The sequence below is a fragment of the Streptomyces sp. 378 genome (assembly GCF_030124145.1).
In the GTDB taxonomy this organism is placed as follows: Bacteria; Actinomycetota; Actinomycetes; order Streptomycetales; family Streptomycetaceae; genus Streptomyces.
This window is the reverse complement of the sequence record NZ_JASKMS010000012.1, coordinates 97,068-117,489: the sequence shown is the minus strand read 5'-3', so window position 1 is coordinate 117,489 and position 20,422 is coordinate 97,068. Positions and strand designations below refer to the sequence as shown.

Sequence of the window (20,422 nt, the reverse complement as noted above, 5' to 3'; positions counted from 1 at the left end):
CACCCGAACGGGTCACTCCCGTAGGAACGCCGACGCGTGGGCCCGTCGTTCCTCACTCGTATCCGCACATCCGTGCCCCGACGCACCGTCACACCCGCACATCTGTACGCGCACCGAGAGGGGGAGGCAGCCGCAGTGACCAACATTCCCGAGACCGGCCGGAATTCACGGGTCCAGATCCGGCTCGTCGTCATCCAGGTCCTCGTCCTCTCCCTCCTGCTCACCCTCGGCGGCCGCCTGTGGTACCTCCAGATCCGTGAGGGCGCGGCCTACGCCAAGGAGGCCTCGGGGAACCACGTCCAGCAGGTCGTCCAGCCGGCCGTCCGCGGCTCCATCCTGGACGCCCGCGGCGTGGCCCTGGCGGACAACGAGACGCGGCTGGTGGTCTCCGCCTCGCGCACCGACCTGCTGAAGATGAAGGACGACGGCAAGGACGTCCTCACCAAGCTCGCCGGGGTCCTGGGCATGACGCCCAAGGAAGTCCAGGAGAAGGTCCGGCTGTGCGACGCCGAGACGCCGCAGCCATGCTGGAACGGCTCGCCGTACCAGCCCATCCCCATCACCGACGAGGCCACCGCCAAGCAGGCCCTGCAGATCCGCGAGCGCGCCGAGGACTTCCCCGGCATCACCGCCGAGCCGGAAGCCGTGCGCCGCTATCCGAGCCCCGGCAAGGCCAACACCGCCCAGGTCCTCGGCTACCTCTCGCCGGTCACCGACGAGGAGATCAAGAAGGCGCAGAACACCAACTCGCCGTACCTGCGCTCCGACCAGGTCGGCCGCTCCGGCCTGGAGCGCCAGTACGACAAGGCGCTGCGCGGCAAGGCCGGCGTCACCCGCTACGAGGTCGACAACCTCGGCCGGGTCATCGGCCAGGCCGAGGCCGACCCGGCCCACCCGGGCGACAACCTCGTCACCAGCATCGACTCCCGGGTCCAGCGGATCGCCGAGTACCAGTTGAACGAGGCCATGAAGGAGGCCCGCCGGCAGCACGACCGGAACACCGGCACGAACTACAAGGCGGACTCCGGAGCCGTCGTCGTCATGGAGGCCAAGACGGGCCGCGTCGTCGCCATGGCGTCCAACCCGACGTACGACCCCAACGCCTGGGTGGGCGGCATCTCCGCCAAGGACTACGCACGCCTCACCGGCAAGACCTCCAACTACCCCCTCCTCAACCGCGCCATCCAGGGCCAGTCGGCACCCGGCTCGATCTTCAAGGTCATCCCGACGGCCGCCGCGGTCAAGGCGGGCTACTCCTTCAACGGCCCGTACCAGTGCTCCAGCTCGTACTCGATCGGCGGCCAGGTCTTCAAGAACTTCGAGTCCAAGGGGTACGGCCCGATCAGCCTCGGCCGCGCCCTGGAAGTCTCCTGCGACACCGTCTTCTACCGGCTCTCCCACGAGGAGTGGAAGCGCGACGGCGGCACCAAGCCGAAGAAGAACGCCAACGACTGGTTCTACAAGACCGCCCACCAGTTCGGCCTCGGCAAGGAGACCGGCATCGACCTGCCCAACGAGGTCACCGGCCGCGTCCCCGACCGCCAGTGGAAGCTGGACTACTGGAAGGCCAACAAGGACGCCTGGTGCCGCACCGGCAAGCGCAACGGCAGCTACGCCGAGAAGATCGCCTACGAGAACTGCCTCGAAGGCAACCGCATGCGCGCCGGTGACTCCGTCAACTACTCCATCGGACAGGGCGACACCCTCGTCACACCGATCCAGATGGCCACCATCTACGCGGCCATCTCCAACGGCGGCACGATGTACACCCCGTCGGTCGGCAAGGCCGTCATCAGCGCCGATGGCAAGACCGTCACGCCGATCAAGCCCAAGGCGCACGGCAAGCTCCCGATGACCCAGAAGACGCGCAGCGAGATAAGCGAAGCCCTCGCGGGAGTCGCCACCCGCGGTACGGCCGCCTGGAGGTTCGGCGGCTGGCCGCAGGACAAGATCCCGATGCACGCCAAGACGGGTACCGCCGAGGTCTACGGCAAGCAGACGACCTCCTGGTTCGCCACGTACACCAAGGACTACGCGATCGTCATGACGATCTCCCAGGGTGGTACGGGCTCCGGCGCCTCCGGCCCCGCCGTCCGCAACATCTACAACGCGCTGTACGGCGTCTCCCCGGACGGCGACATCGACCCCAAGAAGGCGCTGCTGCCCACCCCGCAGAAAGCCCTGCCGAAGGTCAAGACGGACGGCACCATCGCCTCCCCGAAGGTCTCCAAGGACCCGGCCAAGGACCAGCAGGCCAAGAAGAAGGACCCCAACGCCCCGGCCGACCCGCTCCAGCCGGCGACGGCGGCCCCGCCGACGCCGGAGAACCGTGACACCCGAAAGCGGCGCCGCCGGGGAAGCCGGAGGTTGCCAGCATGACCGGCGGTGTGAACAGCTTCCAGGTCTCCGGCTACGGGCCCGAGCGCTCCGGCTGGACGCGACTGCTGGCCCGTGACTCGGTGGCGCGGCGGCTCGACTGGCCGATCCTGCTGTCGGCGACGGCCCTGTCGCTGCTCGGCACGCTCCTCGTCTACTCGGCGACCCGCAACCGCACGGAGCTCAACCAGGGCGACCCGTACTACTTCCTCGTCCGGCACCTGCTGAACACCGGCATCGGCCTCGCCCTGATGGCCGCCACGATCTGGCTCGGCCACCGCGGCCTGCGCACCGCCGTGCCGGTCCTGTACGGCCTCTCGGTCCTGCTGGTCCTGCTGGTGCTGACCCCGCTCGGCTCCACCATCAACGGCGCCCACTCCTGGATCCAGCTGCCCGGCGGCTTCTCGCTCCAGCCCTCGGAATTCGTGAAGGTCACGATCATCCTCGGCATGGCCATGCTGCTGGCGGCCCGGGTCGACGCCGGCGACAAGCAGTACCCCGACCACCGCACGGTCCTCCAGGCGCTCGGGCTGGCCGCCGTGCCGATGCTGATCGTGATGCTGATGCCCGACCTCGGGTCGGTCATGGTGATGGTCATCATCGTGCTCGGCGTGCTGCTGGCCTCCGGGGCATCCAACCGCTGGGTCTTCGGCCTGCTCGGCGCGGGCACGCTCGGCGCGGTCACCGTCTGGCAGCTCGGCGTGCTCGACGACTACCAGATCGCCCGCTTCGCCGCCTTCGCCAACCCCGAGCTCGACCCCGCCGGCGTCGGCTACAACACCAACCAGGCCCGTATCGCCATCGGATCGGGCGGCCTGACCGGCTCCGGCCTCTTCCACGGCTCGCAGACCACCGGCCAGTTCGTACCGGAACAGCAGACGGACTTCGTCTTCACCGTGGCGGGAGAGGAGCTCGGCTTCCTCGGCGGCGGACTGATCATCGCCCTCCTCGGCATCGTCCTGTGGCGGGCCTGCCGCATCGCCCGGGAGACCACCGACCTGTACGGCACGATCGTGGCCGCGGGCATCGTCGCCTGGTTCGCCTTCCAGACGTTCGAGAACATCGGCATGACACTCGGCATCATGCCGGTCACCGGCCTGCCGCTGCCGTTCGTGTCGTACGGCGGATCGTCGATGTTCGCCGTGTGGATAGCGGTGGGCTTGTTGCAGTCGATCCGGGTGCAACGACCGATGTCGGCATGACACCGCGCGGGGTGGCCCTCTGCCGCCCCGCGCCCCGGCCGACTAGATTCGGTGCATGGCGGACAGCAAGCGCGAGATCGAGCGGAAGTACGAATCGGCCGACAGCGGGCCACCCGACCTCACCGGAGCGGCCGGGGTCGCGGCCGTCGTCGACCAGGGGGTGTCCCACCTCGACGCCACCTACTACGACACTCTCGACGAACGCCTCGCCGCGTCGTCCGTCACCCTGCGCCGCCGCACGGGCGGTTCCGACGCGGGCTGGCACCTCAAGTTCCCGGTCGCCCAAGACGTCCGCGACGAGATCCACGCCCCCCTCTCCGACACTCTCCCCGACGAACTCACCTCACTGGTCCGCTCCCGAGTCCGCGGCGGCGAGCTGCTCCCGGTGGTCCGGCTGCGCTCCGACCGCGACGTTCGCCATCTGCTCGACGCCGACGGCCGGCTCCTCGCCGAGATGAGCGTGGACACCGTGCACGCCGAGCGGCTCACCGGCCGCGGCGGCGAAGCACGCTGGACCGAGATCGAGGTGGAACTCGCCGACGGAACGGACCCGGCCCTCCTCGACAAGCTGGAGAAGCGGCTGCGCAAGGCGGGCGTACGGCCCTCGGCGTCGTCGTCGAAGCTGGCCCGCGCCCTGCAGGAGACGGCACCGGTCGCTCGGCGCGCGACCGCCCCCGGTAAACCGGTGACCGCCGGAGACCATGTGCTCGCCTACGTGCGCACCCAGCGCGACGCGATCGTCGAGCTCGACCCCGCCGTCCGCCGGGACGCCGAGGACTCCGTGCACAGCATGCGCGTGGCCACCCGCCGGCTGCGCAGCACCTTCAAGTCGTTCGGCGAGATCCTCGACCGGACCGTCACGGACCCCGTCGCCGACGAGCTGAAGTGGCTCGCCGGCGAGCTGGGCCTGGACCGCGACCGCGAGGTGCTGACCGAACGGCTGACGGCGGCCGTCGACGAGGTGCCCGCCGGCCTGATCCGCGGCCCGGTCGCCGAGCGCCTGCGCTCCTGGTCCGGCGCCGAGCACAAAGGGGCCCGCGGCCGCCTCCTCGGCGTCCTCGACTCCCGCCGCTACCTCACCCTGCTGGACACCCTGGACGCGCTGATCGCCGACCCGCCGCTGCTGAAGGCGGCCGGCAAGGAGCCCCGCAAGCCGATCGCCAAGGCCGTACGGAAGGACTTCCGGAAGGTGTCCCGGCTGATCGAGCAGGGCACGGACCTGGGACCCGGCACCGACCGGGACATCGCGCTGCACGAGGCCCGCAAGAAGGCCAAGCGCACCCGCTACGCCGCGGAGGCGGCCGAACCCGTCCTCGGCAAGGCGGCCAAGACCATGGTCAAGTCCATGAAGTCGCTGCAAAACCTGCTCGGCGAACACCAGGACAGCGTGATGGCCCGCCGGACCCTCCGCGAGCTGTCGGCGGTCGCCCACGCCGCGGGGGAGAGCGCCTTCACCTACGGCCTGCTCCATGAACGCGAGGAGCAGCGGGCCGCACGCGTGGAGACCGAACTGCCCGGGTTCTGGGACGGGATCAAGGACGGTGCGGCGGACCTCTGACCTTCGGGCGTACGAAGGCCCCGCGCGATCGCGTTAGTCTGGATGGTCACCCCTGTCAGTTCAGTCCAGCTCACGAAGGTGCGCGACATGCCTGCCGAAGTCGCTGCGTCGGTTTTCCCGCAGCTCGAAGCTCTGCTCCCGCATGTGCAGAAGCCGATCCAGTACGTCGGCGGAGAGCTCAACTCCACGGTCAAGGCCTGGGACTCCTGCGACGTCCGCTGGGCGCTCATGTACCCGGACGCCTACGAGGTCGGTCTGCCCAACCAGGGCGTCATGATCCTGTACGAGGTGCTCAACGAGCAGCAGGGCGTCCTCGCCGAGCGCACGTACAGCGTGTGGCCCGACCTCGAGGAGCTCATGCGGGAGCACCACGTCCCGCAGTTCACGGTGGACAGCCACCGGCCCGTGAAGGCCTTCGACGTGTTCGGCCTGTCCTTCTCCACGGAGCTGGGCTACACGAACATGCTGGCCGCCCTCGACCTCGCCGGCATCCCCCTGGAGGCCAAGGACCGCGGCCTGGACGACCCGATCGTCCTGGCCGGCGGCCACGCCGCGTTCAACCCCGAGCCGATCGCCGACTTCATCGACTGCGCCGTGATCGGGGACGGTGAGCAGGCGGTCCTGGAGATCACCGCCATCGTCCGCGCCTGGAAGGCCGAGGGCCGCCCCGGAGGCCGCGAGGAGCTGCTGTTCCGCCTGGCGAAGACGGGCGGGGTGTACGTCCCGGGCTTCTACGACGTCGAGTACCTGCCCGACGGCCGTATCGCCCGTGTCGTACCCAAGCGCAGCGGCGTGCCGTGGCGGGTCTCCAAGCACACCGTCATGGACCTCGACGAGTGGCCGTACCCCAAGCAGCCCCTCGTCCCGCTGGCCGAGACGGTCCACGAGCGCATGTCGGTGGAGATCTTCCGCGGCTGCACCCGCGGCTGCCGTTTCTGCCAGGCCGGCATGATCACGCGCCCGGTGCGCGAGCGCTCCATCACCGGCATCGGCGACATGGTCGAGCAGGGACTGAAGGCCACGGGCTTCGAGGAGGTGGGCCTGCTGTCCCTCTCCTCGGCCGACCACACGGAGATCGGCGACATCGCCAAGGGCCTCGCCGACCGCTACGAGGACGACAAGATCGGCCTCTCGCTGCCCTCCACCCGCGTGGACGCCTTCAACATCGACCTGGCGAACGAGCTGACCAGGAACGGCCGACGCTCGGGCCTCACCTTCGCCCCCGAGGGCGGCTCGGAACGCATCCGCAAGGTCATCAACAAGATGGTCTCGGAAGAGGACCTGATCCGCACGGTCGCCACCGCGTACGGCAACGGCTGGCGCCAGGTGAAGCTGTACTTCATGTGCGGCCTGCCGACGGAGACCGACGACGACGTCCTCCAGATCGCCGACATGGCGACCCGGGTGATCGCCAAGGGCCGCGAGGTCTCCCGCTCGAACGACATCCGCTGCACGGTCTCGATCGGCGGCTTCGTCCCCAAGCCGCACACGCCCTTCCAGTGGGCCCCGCAGCTCTCCGCGGAGGAGACGGACGCCCGTCTGCAGAAGCTGCGGGACAAGATCCGCGGCGACAAGAAGTACGGCCGCTCCATCGGCTTCCGCTACCACGACGGCAAGCCGGGCATCGTCGAGGGCCTCCTCTCCCGGGGCGACCGCCGTATCGGTGCGGTCATCCGCGCGGTGTACGACGACGGCGGCCGCTTCGACGGCTGGCGCGAGCACTTCTCGTACGACCGCTGGATGGCCTGCGCCGACAAGGCCCTCGCGCCGTTCGGTGTCGACGTCGACTGGTACACCACCCGCGAGCGCACCTACGAGGAGGTCCTCCCCTGGGACCACCTCGACTCCGGCCTGGACAAGGAATGGCTCTGGGAGGACTGGCAGGACGCCCTCGACGAGACCGAGGTCGACGACTGCCGCTGGACGCCGTGCTTCGACTGTGGGGTGTGTCCGCAGATGGACACGGCCATCCAGATCGGTCCGACCGGGAAGAAGCTGCTGCCTCTGACGGTCAAGAACGTGGCGCCGGAGCCGAGCGGTCACTCGCACTGAGGTGAGCCACGCTCGCTGAAGCGTTTCTGGCGACTACTGAGCCCCCTCTGACCCGGAGGGGGCTCAGTGGCGTCGGCGGTCGCGCCTCACGCGCGGTCGTGGCGGGAGGTGAGAGACCCGTCTCGCGGGGGACCCGCTGGGCAGGTCGGGTTGGCGACGCTCCCCCGGGGGGCCCACCCGGCCAGGTTCCCCCGGTTCAGACGGTGTGCTGGGGGAGCCGTCCGATCATGGGATGCCCGTGTCGGCGTCTCCGGGTTCTCCTCCTGCGACGTGCGACGTGCGACGTGCGACGTTCGACGGGCGGCGGGCGGATGTCGGCCGCGTCGCAGCCGCCCCGCCGTCGTCCGGCCGTTCCGGTGCGGGTGCTCCAGCGTCATCGCCTCGACCGGGCGCACACCTTGATGTGTGCGCCCGGTGGTCCGCCTCTTGTGTCGTCTATCGAATCTCGATAGATTTCCATCGTGACTCGATCGAAGGAGTGGTGATGGGGAAGCTGGCCGTGGCGGCGTTGCGTGGGGTGCTCGTGGTGCTGATCGCCGGGTCGTTGTTCGTGCAGGGGGTGATGGTGCCGCTGCTGGCCGTCGACATGAACGGGCTCAAGCCCGAGTACGCCTATCTGCGGATCCCGATCCTGGTCATCACGGTCCTCGGTGTCGTGACCGCCCAGGTCGTCGTGGTGTGCGTGTGGCGTCTGGTGACGATGGTGCGGCGAGGCACGGTGTTCTCCACCGCCGCCTTCCGCTATGTGCACATCGTGATCGGGGCCTTCGTGGCGGCCGCCCTGCTGGTCTTCGCGCTCGCGGTCGTGCTCGCGCCGGGCGAGGCGGTCGCTCCCGGGGTGGTCCTGCTGCTGTGCGGGGTCGTCGTGGCGGTGCTGGGCGTCGCGCTCATCGTGCTCGTGCTGCGGATGCTGCTCGCGCAGGCCGTCGCACGCGACATCGAGGCGGCCCGGATGCAGGCCGAGCTGGAAGAGGTCATCTGATGCCGATCGCCGTCGACATCGACGTGATGTTGGCCAAGCGGAAGATGTCCGTGGGCGAACTGGCGGAACGCGTCGGCATCACCCCCGCCAACCTGGCGGTCCTCAAGAACGGCCGCGCCAAGGCGGTCCGCTTCTCCACCCTCGCCGCGCTCTGCGAGGTGCTGGAGTGCCAGCCGGGAGATCTGCTGCGCTGGGAGACGGACGGGGCCGCGGATCCGACAATGCCCTGATGGAGAACATCAGCATCCGCCCCGCCCGGCCCGCCGAACTGGCCACTGTGGCCGCCCTCCGATGGGAGTGGTTCGTCGAGAACGGCTCGGCGGACCTCGGTGAACGCGACGACTTCGTCCGGCACTTCGTCGCCTGGGCCGGGGAGAACGCCGGCTCACACCGTTGCATGGTCCTCGTCCGGGACGAGCAGGTCATCGGCATGGCCTGGCTCGCGGTGGTGCAGCGGGTGCCCACGCCCCGGGCACCGCGGCGGGCCTCCGGAGACCTCCAGTGCGTGTATGTCGTCCCCGAGGCGCGGGACGGCGGGCTGGGCGGGCGGCTCATCCGGGCCGTGCTGGACGGAGCCCGCGAGCTCGGGCTGGAGCGCGTGACCGTGCACTCCAGTCCGCGTGCCGTCCCCGCGTACGCCCGCAGCGGCTTCCAGGAGTCACCGCGGCTGCTCCAGGCGCAGGTCGGCCGCGCGTGAGCCGTATGACCACGCGGCCGAGCCGAAGGACTGCGGGCGAACGGGGCGGGACTGTGCGGTGCTGCATCCGAACGAGGCGCTGAGGCGTCTACGACGGTATGGATCTGGAGAAGCGTCCCCGCGAGAGTTCCGGCACGCGGGTCGGCCCGCTCGAGCGGCGCGCCGCCGAGTCGCCTGTCCGGCGGGAGCCGGAGGCGTCCGGGGGTTGCCTCGCCGTCGCGATCCGGATTCCCGTACGGATCATCGTGTTCGTGCTGGTCGTCCCGGTGCGGATGTTGTGGGACGCGCTCGTCGTGATCGGGCGGTTTCTGAACGACGTGCTGCTGCGGCCGCTCGGCCGGGCGCTGCTGTGGCTCGCGCGGGCGGTGTTCGTCTGGCCCTTCGTCGGACTGTGGCGCTACGTCGTCGTCCCCGTGGGCAAGGCCCTCGGATGGCTCGGGAACGTCCTGGTCGTCGTGCCCCTGGTGTGGTTGTACCGGCATGTGCTGACCCCGGTGGGGCAGGCGATCGCGTGGGTCGCCCGGGGGTTCGGGGCCGTACTCGGCTGGATCGCGCGGGGTGTGGGAGCCGCGCTCGGCTGGGTGTACACGCACCTGCTCACTCCCTTCGGGCACGCGGTGAGCTGGGTCCTGAAAGGGCTCGGCGCCGGGCTGGCAGCGCTGGGCATCGGTGTCTGGGCGGTCGTTGCCTGGCTGGCGAAGTACCTCGTCGCCGTACCCGCCGTCTGGCTGTACACCTGGGTGCTCGAACCTCTCGGCCGCGGGATCTCCTGGTGCGGCAAGGGCCTCGTGTGGCTGGTGAGCATGATCGTCACCGGGGTCGGCACGGCTCTTCACTGGATCGCCCGCGTCGTGCTCGTCCTGCCCGCGCTCGCCCTCTGGCGCTGGATCCTCACCCCCGTCGGACGAGTGCTCGCCGTCATCGGGAGGGAGGTGTGGGACGCCCTCGGCCACGCCTGGCGCGTCGCCGGGTACATCTCGCTCGCCGTCGGGCGGTTCCTCGGCACCCTCCTCAGGTGGATCTTCGTCGAACCGGTCCGGTGGGTGTACCGCAGCGTGCTGACGCCCGTCGGACACGTCGTGCGGGACACCGTCCTGCGGCCGGCCGCTCAGGCCGCCCGCGGTGTGGGGCGGGCCACCCGGCAGGCGCTGGCCGCCGCGCGGGAGTCCGTGCGGCAGACCCGCGCCGACATCCGCCGGATGCTCTTCGGTGAACCGCGGCAGCCGCTGCCGGCCGACCGGAGGGAACCTTCCGGGCGCGAGGCACGTACTCTTGGTAGGAGTACGACCGCTCTCACGAAGGACTGAACGACACTGGGCAAGCGACAGCCCGAAGGCCCGCCGCCCGCACCCGCGGTGCAGCGCATCCGACTGCGCTACACCAAGCGCGGCCGCCTCCGGTTCACCAGCCACCGTGACTTCCAGCGCGCCTTCGAGCGTGCGTTGCGCCGTGCCGAGGTGCCGATGGCCTACTCGGCGGGCTTCACACCGCACCCGAAGGTGTCGTACGCCAATGCCGCACCCACCGGTACGGGCAGTGAGGCGGAATACCTGGAGATCGCGCTCACCGCGCCCCGCGACCCGGAGCAGCTCAGGGCCCTTCTCGACGAGTCGCTGCCCACCGGGCTCGACATCATCGAGGCGGTCGAGGCCCGCACCTCGGGACTCGCCGACCGGCTGACGGCTTCCGTCTGGGAGCTCCGGCTGGACGGAGTGCCGCCGGAGGAGGCCCGCCGAGCGGCGGACGCCTTCAACGCGGCCGGGACCGTCGAGGTGCAGCGTCTCGCCAAGAACGGCGTGCGCACGTTCGACGCCCGCTCCGCCGTCGCGAGCCTGGAGGTTCGCGGGCTCGAGGAAACACACAGTTCGCAGGCTGATAGGCCGACCGACCAGCCCTGTGCGATACTGCGGCTGGTTGTTCGGCACGTGACGCCTGCCGTACGACCCGACGACGTCCTGTCCGGTCTTCGCGCCGTGGCCGACCTGGCGCCGCCGGTCCCCGCAGCGGTGACCAGGCTGGCGCAGGGGCTGTTCGATGAAGAGACCGGCACGGTGACCGACCCGCTCGCGCCCGACCGCGAGGCAGTCGAGGCCCTCACAACGGCCGAACCGACTGCCGCCGCGACGGCGCCGGCGTAAGGAAGGTCCCGCGAAGGGACGGACGTCGTAACGCCGCCCTCGGACTCGGGAGCCACCTGGGTCGGGCAGCGTACCGACCAGAAGACTTTCGCCAGGCCGTGCGCATTCGGCGTACGGAACCGGCGAGACAGGACACAGCGAGCTCCCGTGCGGCGCCCGCGCCCCGGACGGCGGCGAACGCGCACTGCGCGCGCCGCGGACGTCACCGGCATCGCCGGGCCAGGCGCGGCGCCCGGGAGCCTGACGGGAGATAAGCCCGCATGCTCGAACCGACCGAACCCACAGAGGGTTCCGAACAGAACACTCCGAGCGACACGCTGCCGCCGCGCCGGCGGCGCCGTGCCGCGTCCCGCCCGGCGGGTCCGCCCGTCGGCGGTTCCTCCGACGCGTCGGCGGAGACCGTCGCGCCGGCCGTACCGGCCGCTGATGCGGAGGAACTCGCGGCTGAGGCCGTGGAGACCGACGAGGTCGAAGAAACCGTCGCCGAGACGCCCCAGGCCGCCGCACCGTCGCCCGAGGCCGTGGAAAGCGACGAGGACGCCGTGCCCGCCGGGCGCAAGCGGCGTCGCGCCGTGCGCCGCGCTTCAGCGCCGGTCGGCGCTCCCGCGGACGCGGAGGCCGCCGAGACCGTGGTCCCGGTGACCGCCGGCGCTCCCACCGACTCCGGGGCGACCGAGCCGGCCCAGGCCGGCGCGCCCGCCGAGACGCCTGCGCCCGCCGAGACGCCCGAGGTCGCCGCCCCCAAGCGCACTCGGCGCCGTGCCACGCGCACCGTGACTTCGCCCGCCGCCACCGCGGCCGAGACGGTTGAGGCACCGGCCGAGGCCCGAGCCCCGGAAGCGTCGGTCGTGACCGACAGTGCCACCGCGGCCGAGGGCGCCGAGGCCGTTGAAGAGGCTGCTCCGCGTCGGACTCGCCGACGTGCCTCACGACGGGCGTCCACGCCCGCCGGGGCGCCTTCCGTCGCGGACGCGGTGGAGGGCGACGCCGAGGAGGCGAAGGCACCCGTGACCGAGAATTCCGCCGCCGAGTCCGCCCGCGCGTCCGAGGCCATGGCGTCGGAGACCCCCGCCGAGACCGCCCCCGCCGACGAGTCGGCCGAGGAGGCCGGTCCGCGTCGCCGTCGTCGAGTCGTGCGCCGGGCCGCCAGTGGCTTCGCCGAGCCCGCCCAGCCCGCCAAGGGCGCGAAGGCCTCGAAGGCCGCCGACCGGGCGACCGCGAGTGCGGCCGACAGCGACAGCGAGACGCCGTCGCGTCCGAGGCGGCCCGCCGTCGCGCTGTTCCAGGCGCCCGTCTTCACCGAGCCCCAGTTCCAGACGCCGGAGCGGGCCGCCGCGGCCGCCGCCGAGGCGGGCGGGGCGACGGAGCCCGAGGAGATCGAGGAGATCGAGGAGTCCGCGCCGGCCGAGGCCCAGCGCGAGGAGCCGACCGGTGGTTCGCGTCGCCGTCGCCGGCGCCGGGGTGCCGGCGACGAGTCCGAGGCCCCGGCCCCCGAGACCATTGCCGTCGACACCGCCGCCGACGAGCCGGAGGACGCCGACGAGTCCGCCGAGGACCAGGCCGACGGCGACGACCAGGAGGACGAGTCCGAGGGCACCGGCTCGCGCCGCCGCCGTCGCCGGGGCGGTCGCCGCCGTCGGCGTGGCGAGTCGGCCGAGTCCGACGGCGAGGACGCCGAGTCCGAGCAGAGCGCCGCGCAGGACCAGGACACCGAGGACGGCGCCGAGGAGGACGACGAGGACTCCGAGGACGCCGCCGACCGTGACGAGTCCGGCGGTGGCTCCAGCAGCAGCCGCCGTCGCCGTCGCCGCCGACGCCGTGCCGGGGACTCCGGCACCGACCCCGAGCCGTCCGACGACGACCCGGAGCGCACGGTCGTCAAGGTCCGCGAGCCCCGCCCCAAGGCCGAGCCGTCCGACGAGGTGCAGTCCATCAAGGGCTCGACCCGCCTGGAGGCCAAGAAGCAGCGCCGCCGCGAAGGCCGCGAGCAGGGCCGCCGACGGGTGCCGATCATCACCGAGGCCGAGTTCCTGGCCCGCCGCGAGGCCGTCGAGCGCGTGATGGTCGTGCGCCAGCACGGCGACCGCACGCAGATCGGCGTCCTCGAGGACGACGTGCTCGTCGAGCACTACGTCAACAAGGAGCAGTCGACCTCGTACGTCGGCAACGTCTACCTCGGCAAGGTGCAGAACGTACTGCCGTCGATGGAGGCCGCCTTCATCGACATCGGCAAGGGCCGCAACGCCGTGCTGTACGCGGGTGAGGTCAACTTCGAGGCGCTGGGCATGGCCCACGGGCCGCGGCGCATCGAGTCCGCCCTCAAGTCCGGACAGTCGGTGCTCGTCCAGGTGACGAAGGACCCGATCGGTCACAAGGGTGCCCGCCTGACCAGCCAGGTCTCCCTGCCGGGCCGTTACCTCGTGTACGTGCCCGAGGGCTCCATGACCGGTATCAGCCGCAAGCTGCCCGACACCGAGCGGGCCCGGCTGAAGACCATCCTCAAGAAGATCGTCCCCGAGGACGCGGGCGTCATCGTGCGCACCGCCGCCGAGGGCGCGAGCGAGGACGAGCTGCGCCGGGACGTCGAGCGGCTGCAGCAGCAGTGGGAGGACATCCAGAAGAAGGCCAAGAACGGCAACGCTCCGACGCTGCTGTACGGCGAGCCGGACATGACCGTCCGAGTCGTGCGCGACATCTTCAACGAGGACTTCTCCAAGGTCGTCGTCAGCGGTGACGAGGCGTGGTCGACCATCCACGGCTACGTCGCGCACGTCGCGCCGGACCTCGCCGAGCGGCTGTCGAAGTGGACCTCCGAGGTCGACGTCTTCGCCACGTACCGGATCGACGAGCAGCTCGCCAAGGCCCTCGACCGCAAGGTCTGGCTGCCCAGCGGCGGTTCGCTGGTGATCGACCGGACCGAGGCGATGGTCGTCGTCGACGTCAACACCGGAAAGTTCACCGGTCAGGGCGGCAACCTCGAGGAGACCGTCACCAGGAACAACCTGGAGGCGGCCGAGGAGATCGTGCGTCAGCTGCGGCTGCGCGACCTCGGCGGCATCATCGTCATCGACTTCATCGACATGGTGCTGGAGTCCAACCGGGACCTGGTGCTGCGGCGCCTGTTGGAGTGCCTGGGCCGGGACCGTACGAAGCACCAGGTTGCCGAGGTGACCTCGCTGGGGCTCGTGCAGATGACCCGCAAGCGGGTCGGACAGGGCCTGCTGGAGTCCTTCTCCGAGACCTGCGTCCACTGCAACGGGCGCGGTGTCATCGTGCACATGGAGCAGCCGGCGGCCCCCGGTGGCGGTGGCAAGCGCAAGAAACGCGCGCGTGCCGGTGCCGCCGAGCAGCCTCACGTCCACGAGGCCGTCGTCGAGACCGCCGAGGAGGAGGCCGAGACGGAGGCCGAGATCGGAGCCGAGGCCGCCGAGCCGATCGCGCTGCCCGAACCGGTCTTCGAGCCCGACGAGGAGCTGTACAGCAGCGTCGCCGAGGCGGAGGCCGCGGCCGGCCGCGGGCGGACGCGACGCCGGGTGAGCCGGCGGGCGTCGGCTCCGGCGGGTTCCCCGCGCGGTGAGGCGGCGGAGCCCAAGGCCGAGCAGGGCAGGGACAGGGCCCGGCGCGGCAGGGGCAGGGCCGAGCAGGCCGAGGCCGAGGTGCCGACGGCTCAGGACGTGACCGTCGCGCAGGAGGTCGCCCGTCCGGTGCAGCCGGAGTCGGCCGTCGAGGCGCAGGCCGAGCCGATGGCCGTCGAGGACCCGGTGGTCGAGGCGGCGCAGGCCGCTCCTGCCGCTCCGGCTGAGGAGGTCGCGCCCACGGGCCGTACCCGGCGGCGGGCCACCCGCAAGGTGTCCGCCCCGGCCGGTTCTCCGGCGGGTGCCGAGGCGGCCGTGGTGACGGTCGCCGAGACCGCGCCCGCGGTGTCCCAGGCCGCTGAGGTGCCCGAGCCGGCCGGACAGCCCGAGCCGGCGGCCGAGGCGCCCGCCGAGAGCGCCGCCCCGGCCCGCCCGCGGCGCCGTGCCGTGCGCAAGCCCACGGTGTCCACCGCCTCCGAGGAGACGGCCGTCGTGGTGGTCCCGTCTGCCCCGTCGGAGGCCGCGTCCGAGCAGGTCGCGTCCGACGCCCCGCAGGCGCCCGCGCCGGACGGTGCCGTCCCGCAGGAGGCCGCCGAGGAGCCGGCGCCCGCCAAGAAGACGGCCCGCAAGACGGCCAAGAAGGCCACGGCGAAGAAGGCCGCCACCACCAAGAAGACGGCGGCGAAGAAGACCGCCGCCAAGAAGACGACGGCCAAGAAGGCGGCTACCAAGACCGCCGCCAAGAAGGCCACGTCGAAGAAGACCGTGGCGGCGGAGCAGTCCGGGTCCTCCGGGTCCTCCGTCTCGGCCTCCACCGACGAGGGCTGACCGGCTTCGATGCCCCCGGGGCGTGCGCGAACCCCGCGTGCGCCCCGGGGGCGCGACCGGCGTGACCGGTCGCACAGGTGGCGGGCCCGGCTCGGTTTGACCCCTTCGGCCGCGGCCCCGTAACCTTGACCGTCGGCGTGTCGACTGACACGTCACATCCCCGTAAACCTCATCCTCCGGGCGCCGGGCGCCCAGGAGAGGCCGCTCGCTGAGCGGGCGGCTGGCCTGCGGGGGTGCCGTTTCCCGAGCTAGAGAGTGAGTTCCGCGTGTACGCCATCGTGCGCAGCGGTGGTCGCCAGCACAAGGTTGCTGTCGGCGACATCGTTGAGGTTGACAAGATTTCCACTGCCAAGGTTGGCGACTCGGTCGAGCTCTCGACCCTGCTCGTTGTCGACGGCGACGCCGTGACCAGCGACCCGTGGGTGCTGGCCGGCATCAAGGTCCAGGCCGAGGTCGTGGACCACCACAAGGGCCAGAAGATCGACATTCTGCGCTACAAGAACAAGACCGGCTACCGCCGTCGCCAGGGCCACCGCCAGCAGTACACGGCGATCAAGGTCACTGAGATCCCCGCGGCTGCGAAGTAAGGGACTGAGGAGAAATGGCACACAAGAAGGGCGCATCGTCCACCCGGAACGGTCGCGACTCCAATGCCCAGCGGCTCGGCGTGAAGCGCTTCGGCGGTCAGGTCGTCAACGCGGGTGAGATCCTGGTCCGTCAGCGTGGCACCCACTTCCACCCGGGCTCCGGCGTCGGCCGTGGTGGCGACGACACGCTGTTCGCGCTCTCGGCGGGTGCGGTGCAGTTCGGCACCCACCGTGGCCGCAAGGTCGTGAACATCGTTCCGGTCGCCTGATCGGAAACTTTCGCGAGGCGGACCTCACTTCCCTCACGGGAAGCGGGTCCGCCTTTCGCGTGTTACCCCAAGACATTCCCGCAGTAACTGGAGGCACATCCCATGACCACCTTCGTGGACCGCGTCGAGCTGCACGTCGCCGCGGGTAGCGGAGGCCACGGCTGTGCCTCCGTCCACCGTGAGAAGTTCAAGCCCCTGGGCGGGCCGGACGGCGGCAACGGCGGACGTGGCGGGGACGTGATCCTCACCGTCGACCAGTCGGTCACCACGCTGCTCGACTACCACCACTCCCCGCACCGCAAGGCCACCAACGGCAAGCCCGGCGAGGGCGGCAACCGCTCCGGCAAGGACGGGCAGGACCTCGTCCTGCCGGTGCCGGACGGCACCGTCGTGCTGGACAAGGCGGGCAACGTCCTCGCGGACCTCGTCGGGCACGGCACGTCCTACGTCGCCGCGCAGGGCGGCCGGGGCGGCCTCGGCAACGCCGCACTGGCCTCCGCGCGGCGCAAGGCGCCCGGGTTCGCGCTGCTCGGTGAGCCGGGAGACCTGCGGGACGTCGTCCTGGAGCTGAAGACCGTCGCCGACGTGGCGCTCGTCGGATATCCGAGTGCCGGCAAGTCGTCGCTGATCTCGGTGCTGAGCGCCGCCAAGCCGAAGATCGCCGACTACCCCTTCACCACCCTCGTGCCGAACCTCGGTGTCGTCACGGCCGGCTCGACGGTGTACACCATCGCCGACGTGCCCGGCCTCATCCCCGGGGCCAGCCAGGGCAAGGGCCTGGGGCTGGAGTTCCTGCGGCACGTGGAGCGGTGCAGTGTGCTCGTGCACGTCCTGGACACCGCGACGCTGGAATCGGACCGCGATCCGGCCTCCGACCTCGACATCATCGAGGAGGAGCTGCGGCAGTACGGCGGGCTGGACAACCGGCCGCGGATCGTCGTCCTGAACAAGATCGACGTACCGGACGGCAAGGATCTGGCCGAGATGGTGCGGCCCGACCTGGAGGCGCGGGGTTACCGCGTGTTCGAGGTGTCGGCCGTGGCGCACATGGGCCTGAAGGAGCTGTCGTACGCGCTCGCGGAGATCGTGGCGCAGTCGCGGGCCGCGAAGCCGAAGGAAGAGGCCACCCGGATCGTGATCCGGCCCAAGGCCGTGGACGACACCGGCTTCACCGTGACGCAGGAAGCCGACGGTCTGTTCCGGGTGCGCGGTGAGAAGCCCGAACGCTGGGTGCGTCAGACCGACTTCAACAACGACGAGGCCGTCGGATACCTCGCGGACCGGCTCAACCGGCTCGGTGTCGAGGCGGAGCTGATGAAGGCCGGCGCCCGAGGCGGCGACGGCGTGGCCATCGGCCCCGAGGACAACGCGGTCGTCTTCGACTGGGAGCCGTCCGTGACAGCGGGGGCCGAGATGCTCGGACGCCGCGGTGAGGACCACCGGCTCGAGGGGGAGCGGCCGGCCGCGCAGCGCCGCAAGGACCGGCAGGCCGAGCGGGACGAGGCCCAGCAGGAGTTCGACGACTTCGAGCCGTTCTGAGCGGTGTGAGGCAACGGAAAGCACCTGCGCAACGGACTGCGGCGCGGCCAAGTCGTCCTCGGGCAGAGCGAGTCGTATGGGGCGGGCGGAACGGATCTCGTTCCGCCTGCCCCAACCGCGTAGCGGGTCACCGGAGTCCACGTGCCTGATTCCATGAGCAGGGGCGGCCTCGTCACCCGGACGTGGTGACCGGCGTGCCCGGCGAGGATCTGGGCACGGTGTCGGGCGCGGGCGCGGTCGTCGTGCCGCGCGGCGGCGCGGACTGACTCACCGGCGCCGGTGCCCAGGCGGTCACGCAGGACATGCCCGACGTGCCGGGTGCCGCCGAGGCGGGCGACGCGTTCGGCAGGGCCGTGCACCTCGCGGACGCGAACGGTGACGGCCTGGCCGCCGGAGCGCCGGGGGAGAACGGCAACGCCGGATTCGTGTGGTACTTCAGGTCCGGCCCCACGACGGTCGTGAGCCGCAACGCCACCACGGCCTTCGGCAACTCGCTCCTCGGCACGACCGCCACAGGCGCATGGCTCGGCGCCGGATTCGCTCACTGAGCATCTGTCAGACTCGCCCCGGCAACGGCTTGTTCTCGTGCTGGCGGCGGGTCTCTCTTTGTCTGCTTAGTTGTCATGTACGCGAACCCCGGCGTTCAGCGGGCGGGCCGCCCGCGAGCGTGAAGCTTCCCCGTGTCCACGTGGCCAGCGAGGTAAGGGAGTCAGCCGATGACCGGAGCAGCATCCCCCGACAGACGCCGCTTTCTGACCGCCGGTGCCGCGGTGCTCGGCGCGGCGGCCTCCGCCCAGCTGTTGCTGCCGGACGCCGCCCGCGCGGCCGAGACGCCGCTGCCCGACGGAGTGTTCAGCCTCGGCGTCGCCTCCGGGGACCCACTCCCGGACGGCGTCGTGCTGTGGACCCGGCTCGCTCCCGACCCCCTCGCCGGTGGCGGCATGCCCGACCGGGTGGTGCCGGTGGAGTGGCAGCTGGCGGAGGACCCCCGGTGCAAGAAGGTCGTCCGCGCGGGGATCGCCCAGGCCCGGCCCGAGTACGGGCACAGCGTTCACGTGGACGTACGCGGGCTGCGCGCGGACCGTACGTACTGGTACCGCTTCCGCACCGGCGGGCAGCTCTCCCCCGTGGGCCGCACCCGCACCGCACCCCACCCCCACAGCTCCGGCGGCTCCCTGCGCATGGCCCTCGCCTCCTGTCAGAACTGGCAGCACGGTTACTTCACGCCCTACGCGGACATGCTCGACCAGGACCCGGACGTCGTGGTGTTCGTCGGCGACTACATCTACGAGTCCACGCCCTCGGCGACGGCCCTGCGGCGGCACGAGGGCACCGGCGAGCCGTTCGGCCTCGTGCAGTACCGCAACCGGTACGCCCAGTACCGCACCGACCCGGACCTCGCGGCGATGCACGCGAACGCGCCCTTCGTGGTCACCTTCGACGACCACGAGGTGGACAACGATTTCGCCGGCGAGATCCCGCAGGACCCGGGCAAGCAGCCGCACGACGCGTTCGTGGCCCGGCTGACCGCGGCCTACCAGGCGTTCTACGAGCACATGCCGGTCCGTGCCACCGCCGTCCCCACGGGTCCGCACATCAGGATGTACCGCCGCCTGGAGTTCGGCCGCCTGGCCCGGCTCAACGTGCTGGACACCCGCCAGTACCGCAGCGACCAGGCCACCAGCCAGACCGGCGCCCAGGACCCGTCGCTGACCATGCTCGGCGCGCGGCAGAAGCGGTGGCTGCTGAACGGGCTCCAGGGCTCGCCGGCCCGCTGGAACCTCATCGCCTCCCAGATCATGATGGCCGAGACGGACCTCCGGGTCGGCGACGGCAAGCTCTGGTTCTACGACGCCTGGGACGGCTACCAGGCCGAACGCAACCGGTTCCTCCAGGAGTTCAGGCAGGTCCGCAACCCGGTGGTGCTCTCCGGCGACCGGCACCTGACGATGATCAGCGACCTCAAGGAGGACTACGCCGACCCGGGCTCCCGGGTCGTCGGCGCCGAGTTCGTCGGCACCTCCATCTCCAGCAACGGTGACCAGGACCAGGATGCCTTCCGCAGGGAGTGGGACCCGCGGCGCCCGGACAACCCGCACTGGAAGCTGCTCGACGCACACCGCGGCTACCACCTCTTCGACGTGCGCCGCGATCGCATCGACGCGCAGGTCAGGGTGGTCGACACCGTCCGGCGGCCCACCGCGACCCCGAGCACGCTGGCCCGGCTGAGGGTCGAAGCCGGCCGCCCGGGCGTCGAGGTCGTCTGACCCCGTCCGCGAGAGGCGTGAGCCCGGGCTTCCCGCAGTCTCGGGCTCTTCGCCGTCCCGGGCTTCCCGTAGTCTCGGGCTCTTCGCCGTCCCGGGCTCCTCACGGTCCCCCGGGGGGGTATTTGAGCCGTGTGAGAAGTCCGACCCGCTCTCGCGGCGTATGACTCTCGCCGAGGCCGAAACGCCGCGAAATCTTGGCCGGGAATTCAGCGGCAATGAGCGGACGGGCGGGCCGTATTCGCGGCCGGACCGATGAAGAACGCGTACGGTGCCGCGTCCCGGGGCGTGCGGGTCCGCGCATCGAGGCCCTCGTGCCCGGCGCCGCGAGCGGCGGGCATGGTGCGCGGGGCAC

At 71.3% G+C, this 20,422-nt stretch carries 15 protein-coding genes; all 15 read left to right on the top strand.

Going from position 1 to position 20,422, the window contains the following annotated elements:
• Nucleotides 1–135: 135 nt before the first annotated feature.
• The 15 genes from mrdA to QNO09_RS18395 all read left to right on the top strand — a co-directional run bounded on the left by mrdA (nt 136) and on the right by QNO09_RS18395 (nt 20,070).
• Entirely contained in the window at nt 136–2,379 is a 2,244-nt protein-coding gene (gene mrdA / locus QNO09_RS18465) for a penicillin-binding protein 2 (protein ID WP_283971294.1), read from the top strand.
• Nucleotides 2,376–3,578, top strand: a complete 1,203-nt coding sequence (rodA, locus tag QNO09_RS18460) for a rod shape-determining protein RodA (protein WP_283971293.1) — start codon at nt 2,376–2,378, stop codon at nt 3,576–3,578. Before mrdA ends, rodA begins: the two co-directional genes overlap by 4 nt.
• Nucleotides 3,579–3,633: 55 nt before the next feature.
• Nucleotides 3,634–5,136: a CYTH and CHAD domain-containing protein gene (locus QNO09_RS18455; RefSeq protein ID WP_283971292.1), complete on the top strand. Its 1,503-nt coding sequence runs from the start codon at nt 3,634–3,636 to the stop codon at nt 5,134–5,136.
• A gap of 87 nt (nt 5,137–5,223) precedes the next feature.
• Nucleotides 5,224–7,188 carry a TIGR03960 family B12-binding radical SAM protein gene (locus QNO09_RS18450; RefSeq protein ID WP_283971291.1) on the top strand — a complete coding sequence of 655 codons (1,965 nt, stop codon included), beginning with the start codon at nt 5,224–5,226 and terminating at the stop codon, nt 7,186–7,188.
• 484 nt (nt 7,189–7,672) lie between these two features.
• Nucleotides 7,673–8,170, top strand: a complete 498-nt coding sequence (locus tag QNO09_RS18445; protein WP_283971290.1) for a DUF2975 domain-containing protein — start codon at nt 7,673–7,675, stop codon at nt 8,168–8,170.
• Nucleotides 8,170–8,400, top strand: coding sequence for a helix-turn-helix domain-containing protein (locus QNO09_RS18440; RefSeq protein ID WP_104780597.1), 231 nt, complete (start codon nt 8,170–8,172; stop codon nt 8,398–8,400). The genes QNO09_RS18445 and QNO09_RS18440 overlap by 1 nt, the downstream gene beginning before the upstream one ends.
• On the top strand, nt 8,400–8,867 hold the full coding sequence (locus QNO09_RS18435; RefSeq protein ID WP_283971289.1) for a GNAT family N-acetyltransferase: 468 nt from the start codon (nt 8,400–8,402) through the stop codon (nt 8,865–8,867). Before QNO09_RS18440 ends, QNO09_RS18435 begins: the two co-directional genes overlap by 1 nt.
• Nucleotides 8,868–8,965: 98 nt before the next feature.
• Nucleotides 8,966–10,174, top strand: a complete 1,209-nt coding sequence (locus tag QNO09_RS18430; protein WP_283971288.1) for a hypothetical protein — start codon at nt 8,966–8,968, stop codon at nt 10,172–10,174.
• A gap of 48 nt (nt 10,175–10,222) precedes the next feature.
• Complete coding sequence (locus tag QNO09_RS18425) at nt 10,223–11,005, top strand: TIGR03936 family radical SAM-associated protein (protein ID WP_283971287.1); 783 nt, start codon at nt 10,223–10,225, stop codon at nt 11,003–11,005.
• Between the two features lie 260 nt (nt 11,006–11,265).
• Nucleotides 11,266–15,408 (top strand): Rne/Rng family ribonuclease, encoded by a 4,143-nt coding sequence (locus tag QNO09_RS18420; protein ID WP_283971286.1) that lies wholly within the window; start codon nt 11,266–11,268, stop codon nt 15,406–15,408.
• Between the two features lie 266 nt (nt 15,409–15,674).
• Nucleotides 15,675–15,995 (top strand): 50S ribosomal protein L21, encoded by a 321-nt coding sequence (gene rplU, locus QNO09_RS18415; protein ID WP_031130898.1) that lies wholly within the window; start codon nt 15,675–15,677, stop codon nt 15,993–15,995.
• Nucleotides 15,996–16,009: 14 nt separating this feature from the next.
• Nucleotides 16,010–16,264 (top strand): 50S ribosomal protein L27, encoded by a 255-nt coding sequence (gene rpmA, locus QNO09_RS18410; RefSeq protein ID WP_062926831.1) that lies wholly within the window; start codon nt 16,010–16,012, stop codon nt 16,262–16,264.
• A gap of 102 nt (nt 16,265–16,366) precedes the next feature.
• On the top strand, nt 16,367–17,803 hold the full coding sequence (gene obgE / locus QNO09_RS18405) for a GTPase ObgE (protein WP_283971285.1): 1,437 nt from the start codon (nt 16,367–16,369) through the stop codon (nt 17,801–17,803).
• A 302-nt stretch (nt 17,804–18,105) separates the two neighbouring features.
• On the top strand, nt 18,106–18,351 hold the full coding sequence (locus QNO09_RS18400; RefSeq protein WP_283971284.1) for a hypothetical protein: 246 nt from the start codon (nt 18,106–18,108) through the stop codon (nt 18,349–18,351).
• A gap of 168 nt (nt 18,352–18,519) precedes the next feature.
• On the top strand, nt 18,520–20,070 hold the full coding sequence (locus QNO09_RS18395) for an alkaline phosphatase D family protein (RefSeq protein WP_283971283.1): 1,551 nt from the start codon (nt 18,520–18,522) through the stop codon (nt 20,068–20,070).
• The last annotated feature ends 352 nt before the right edge of the window (nt 20,071–20,422 follow it).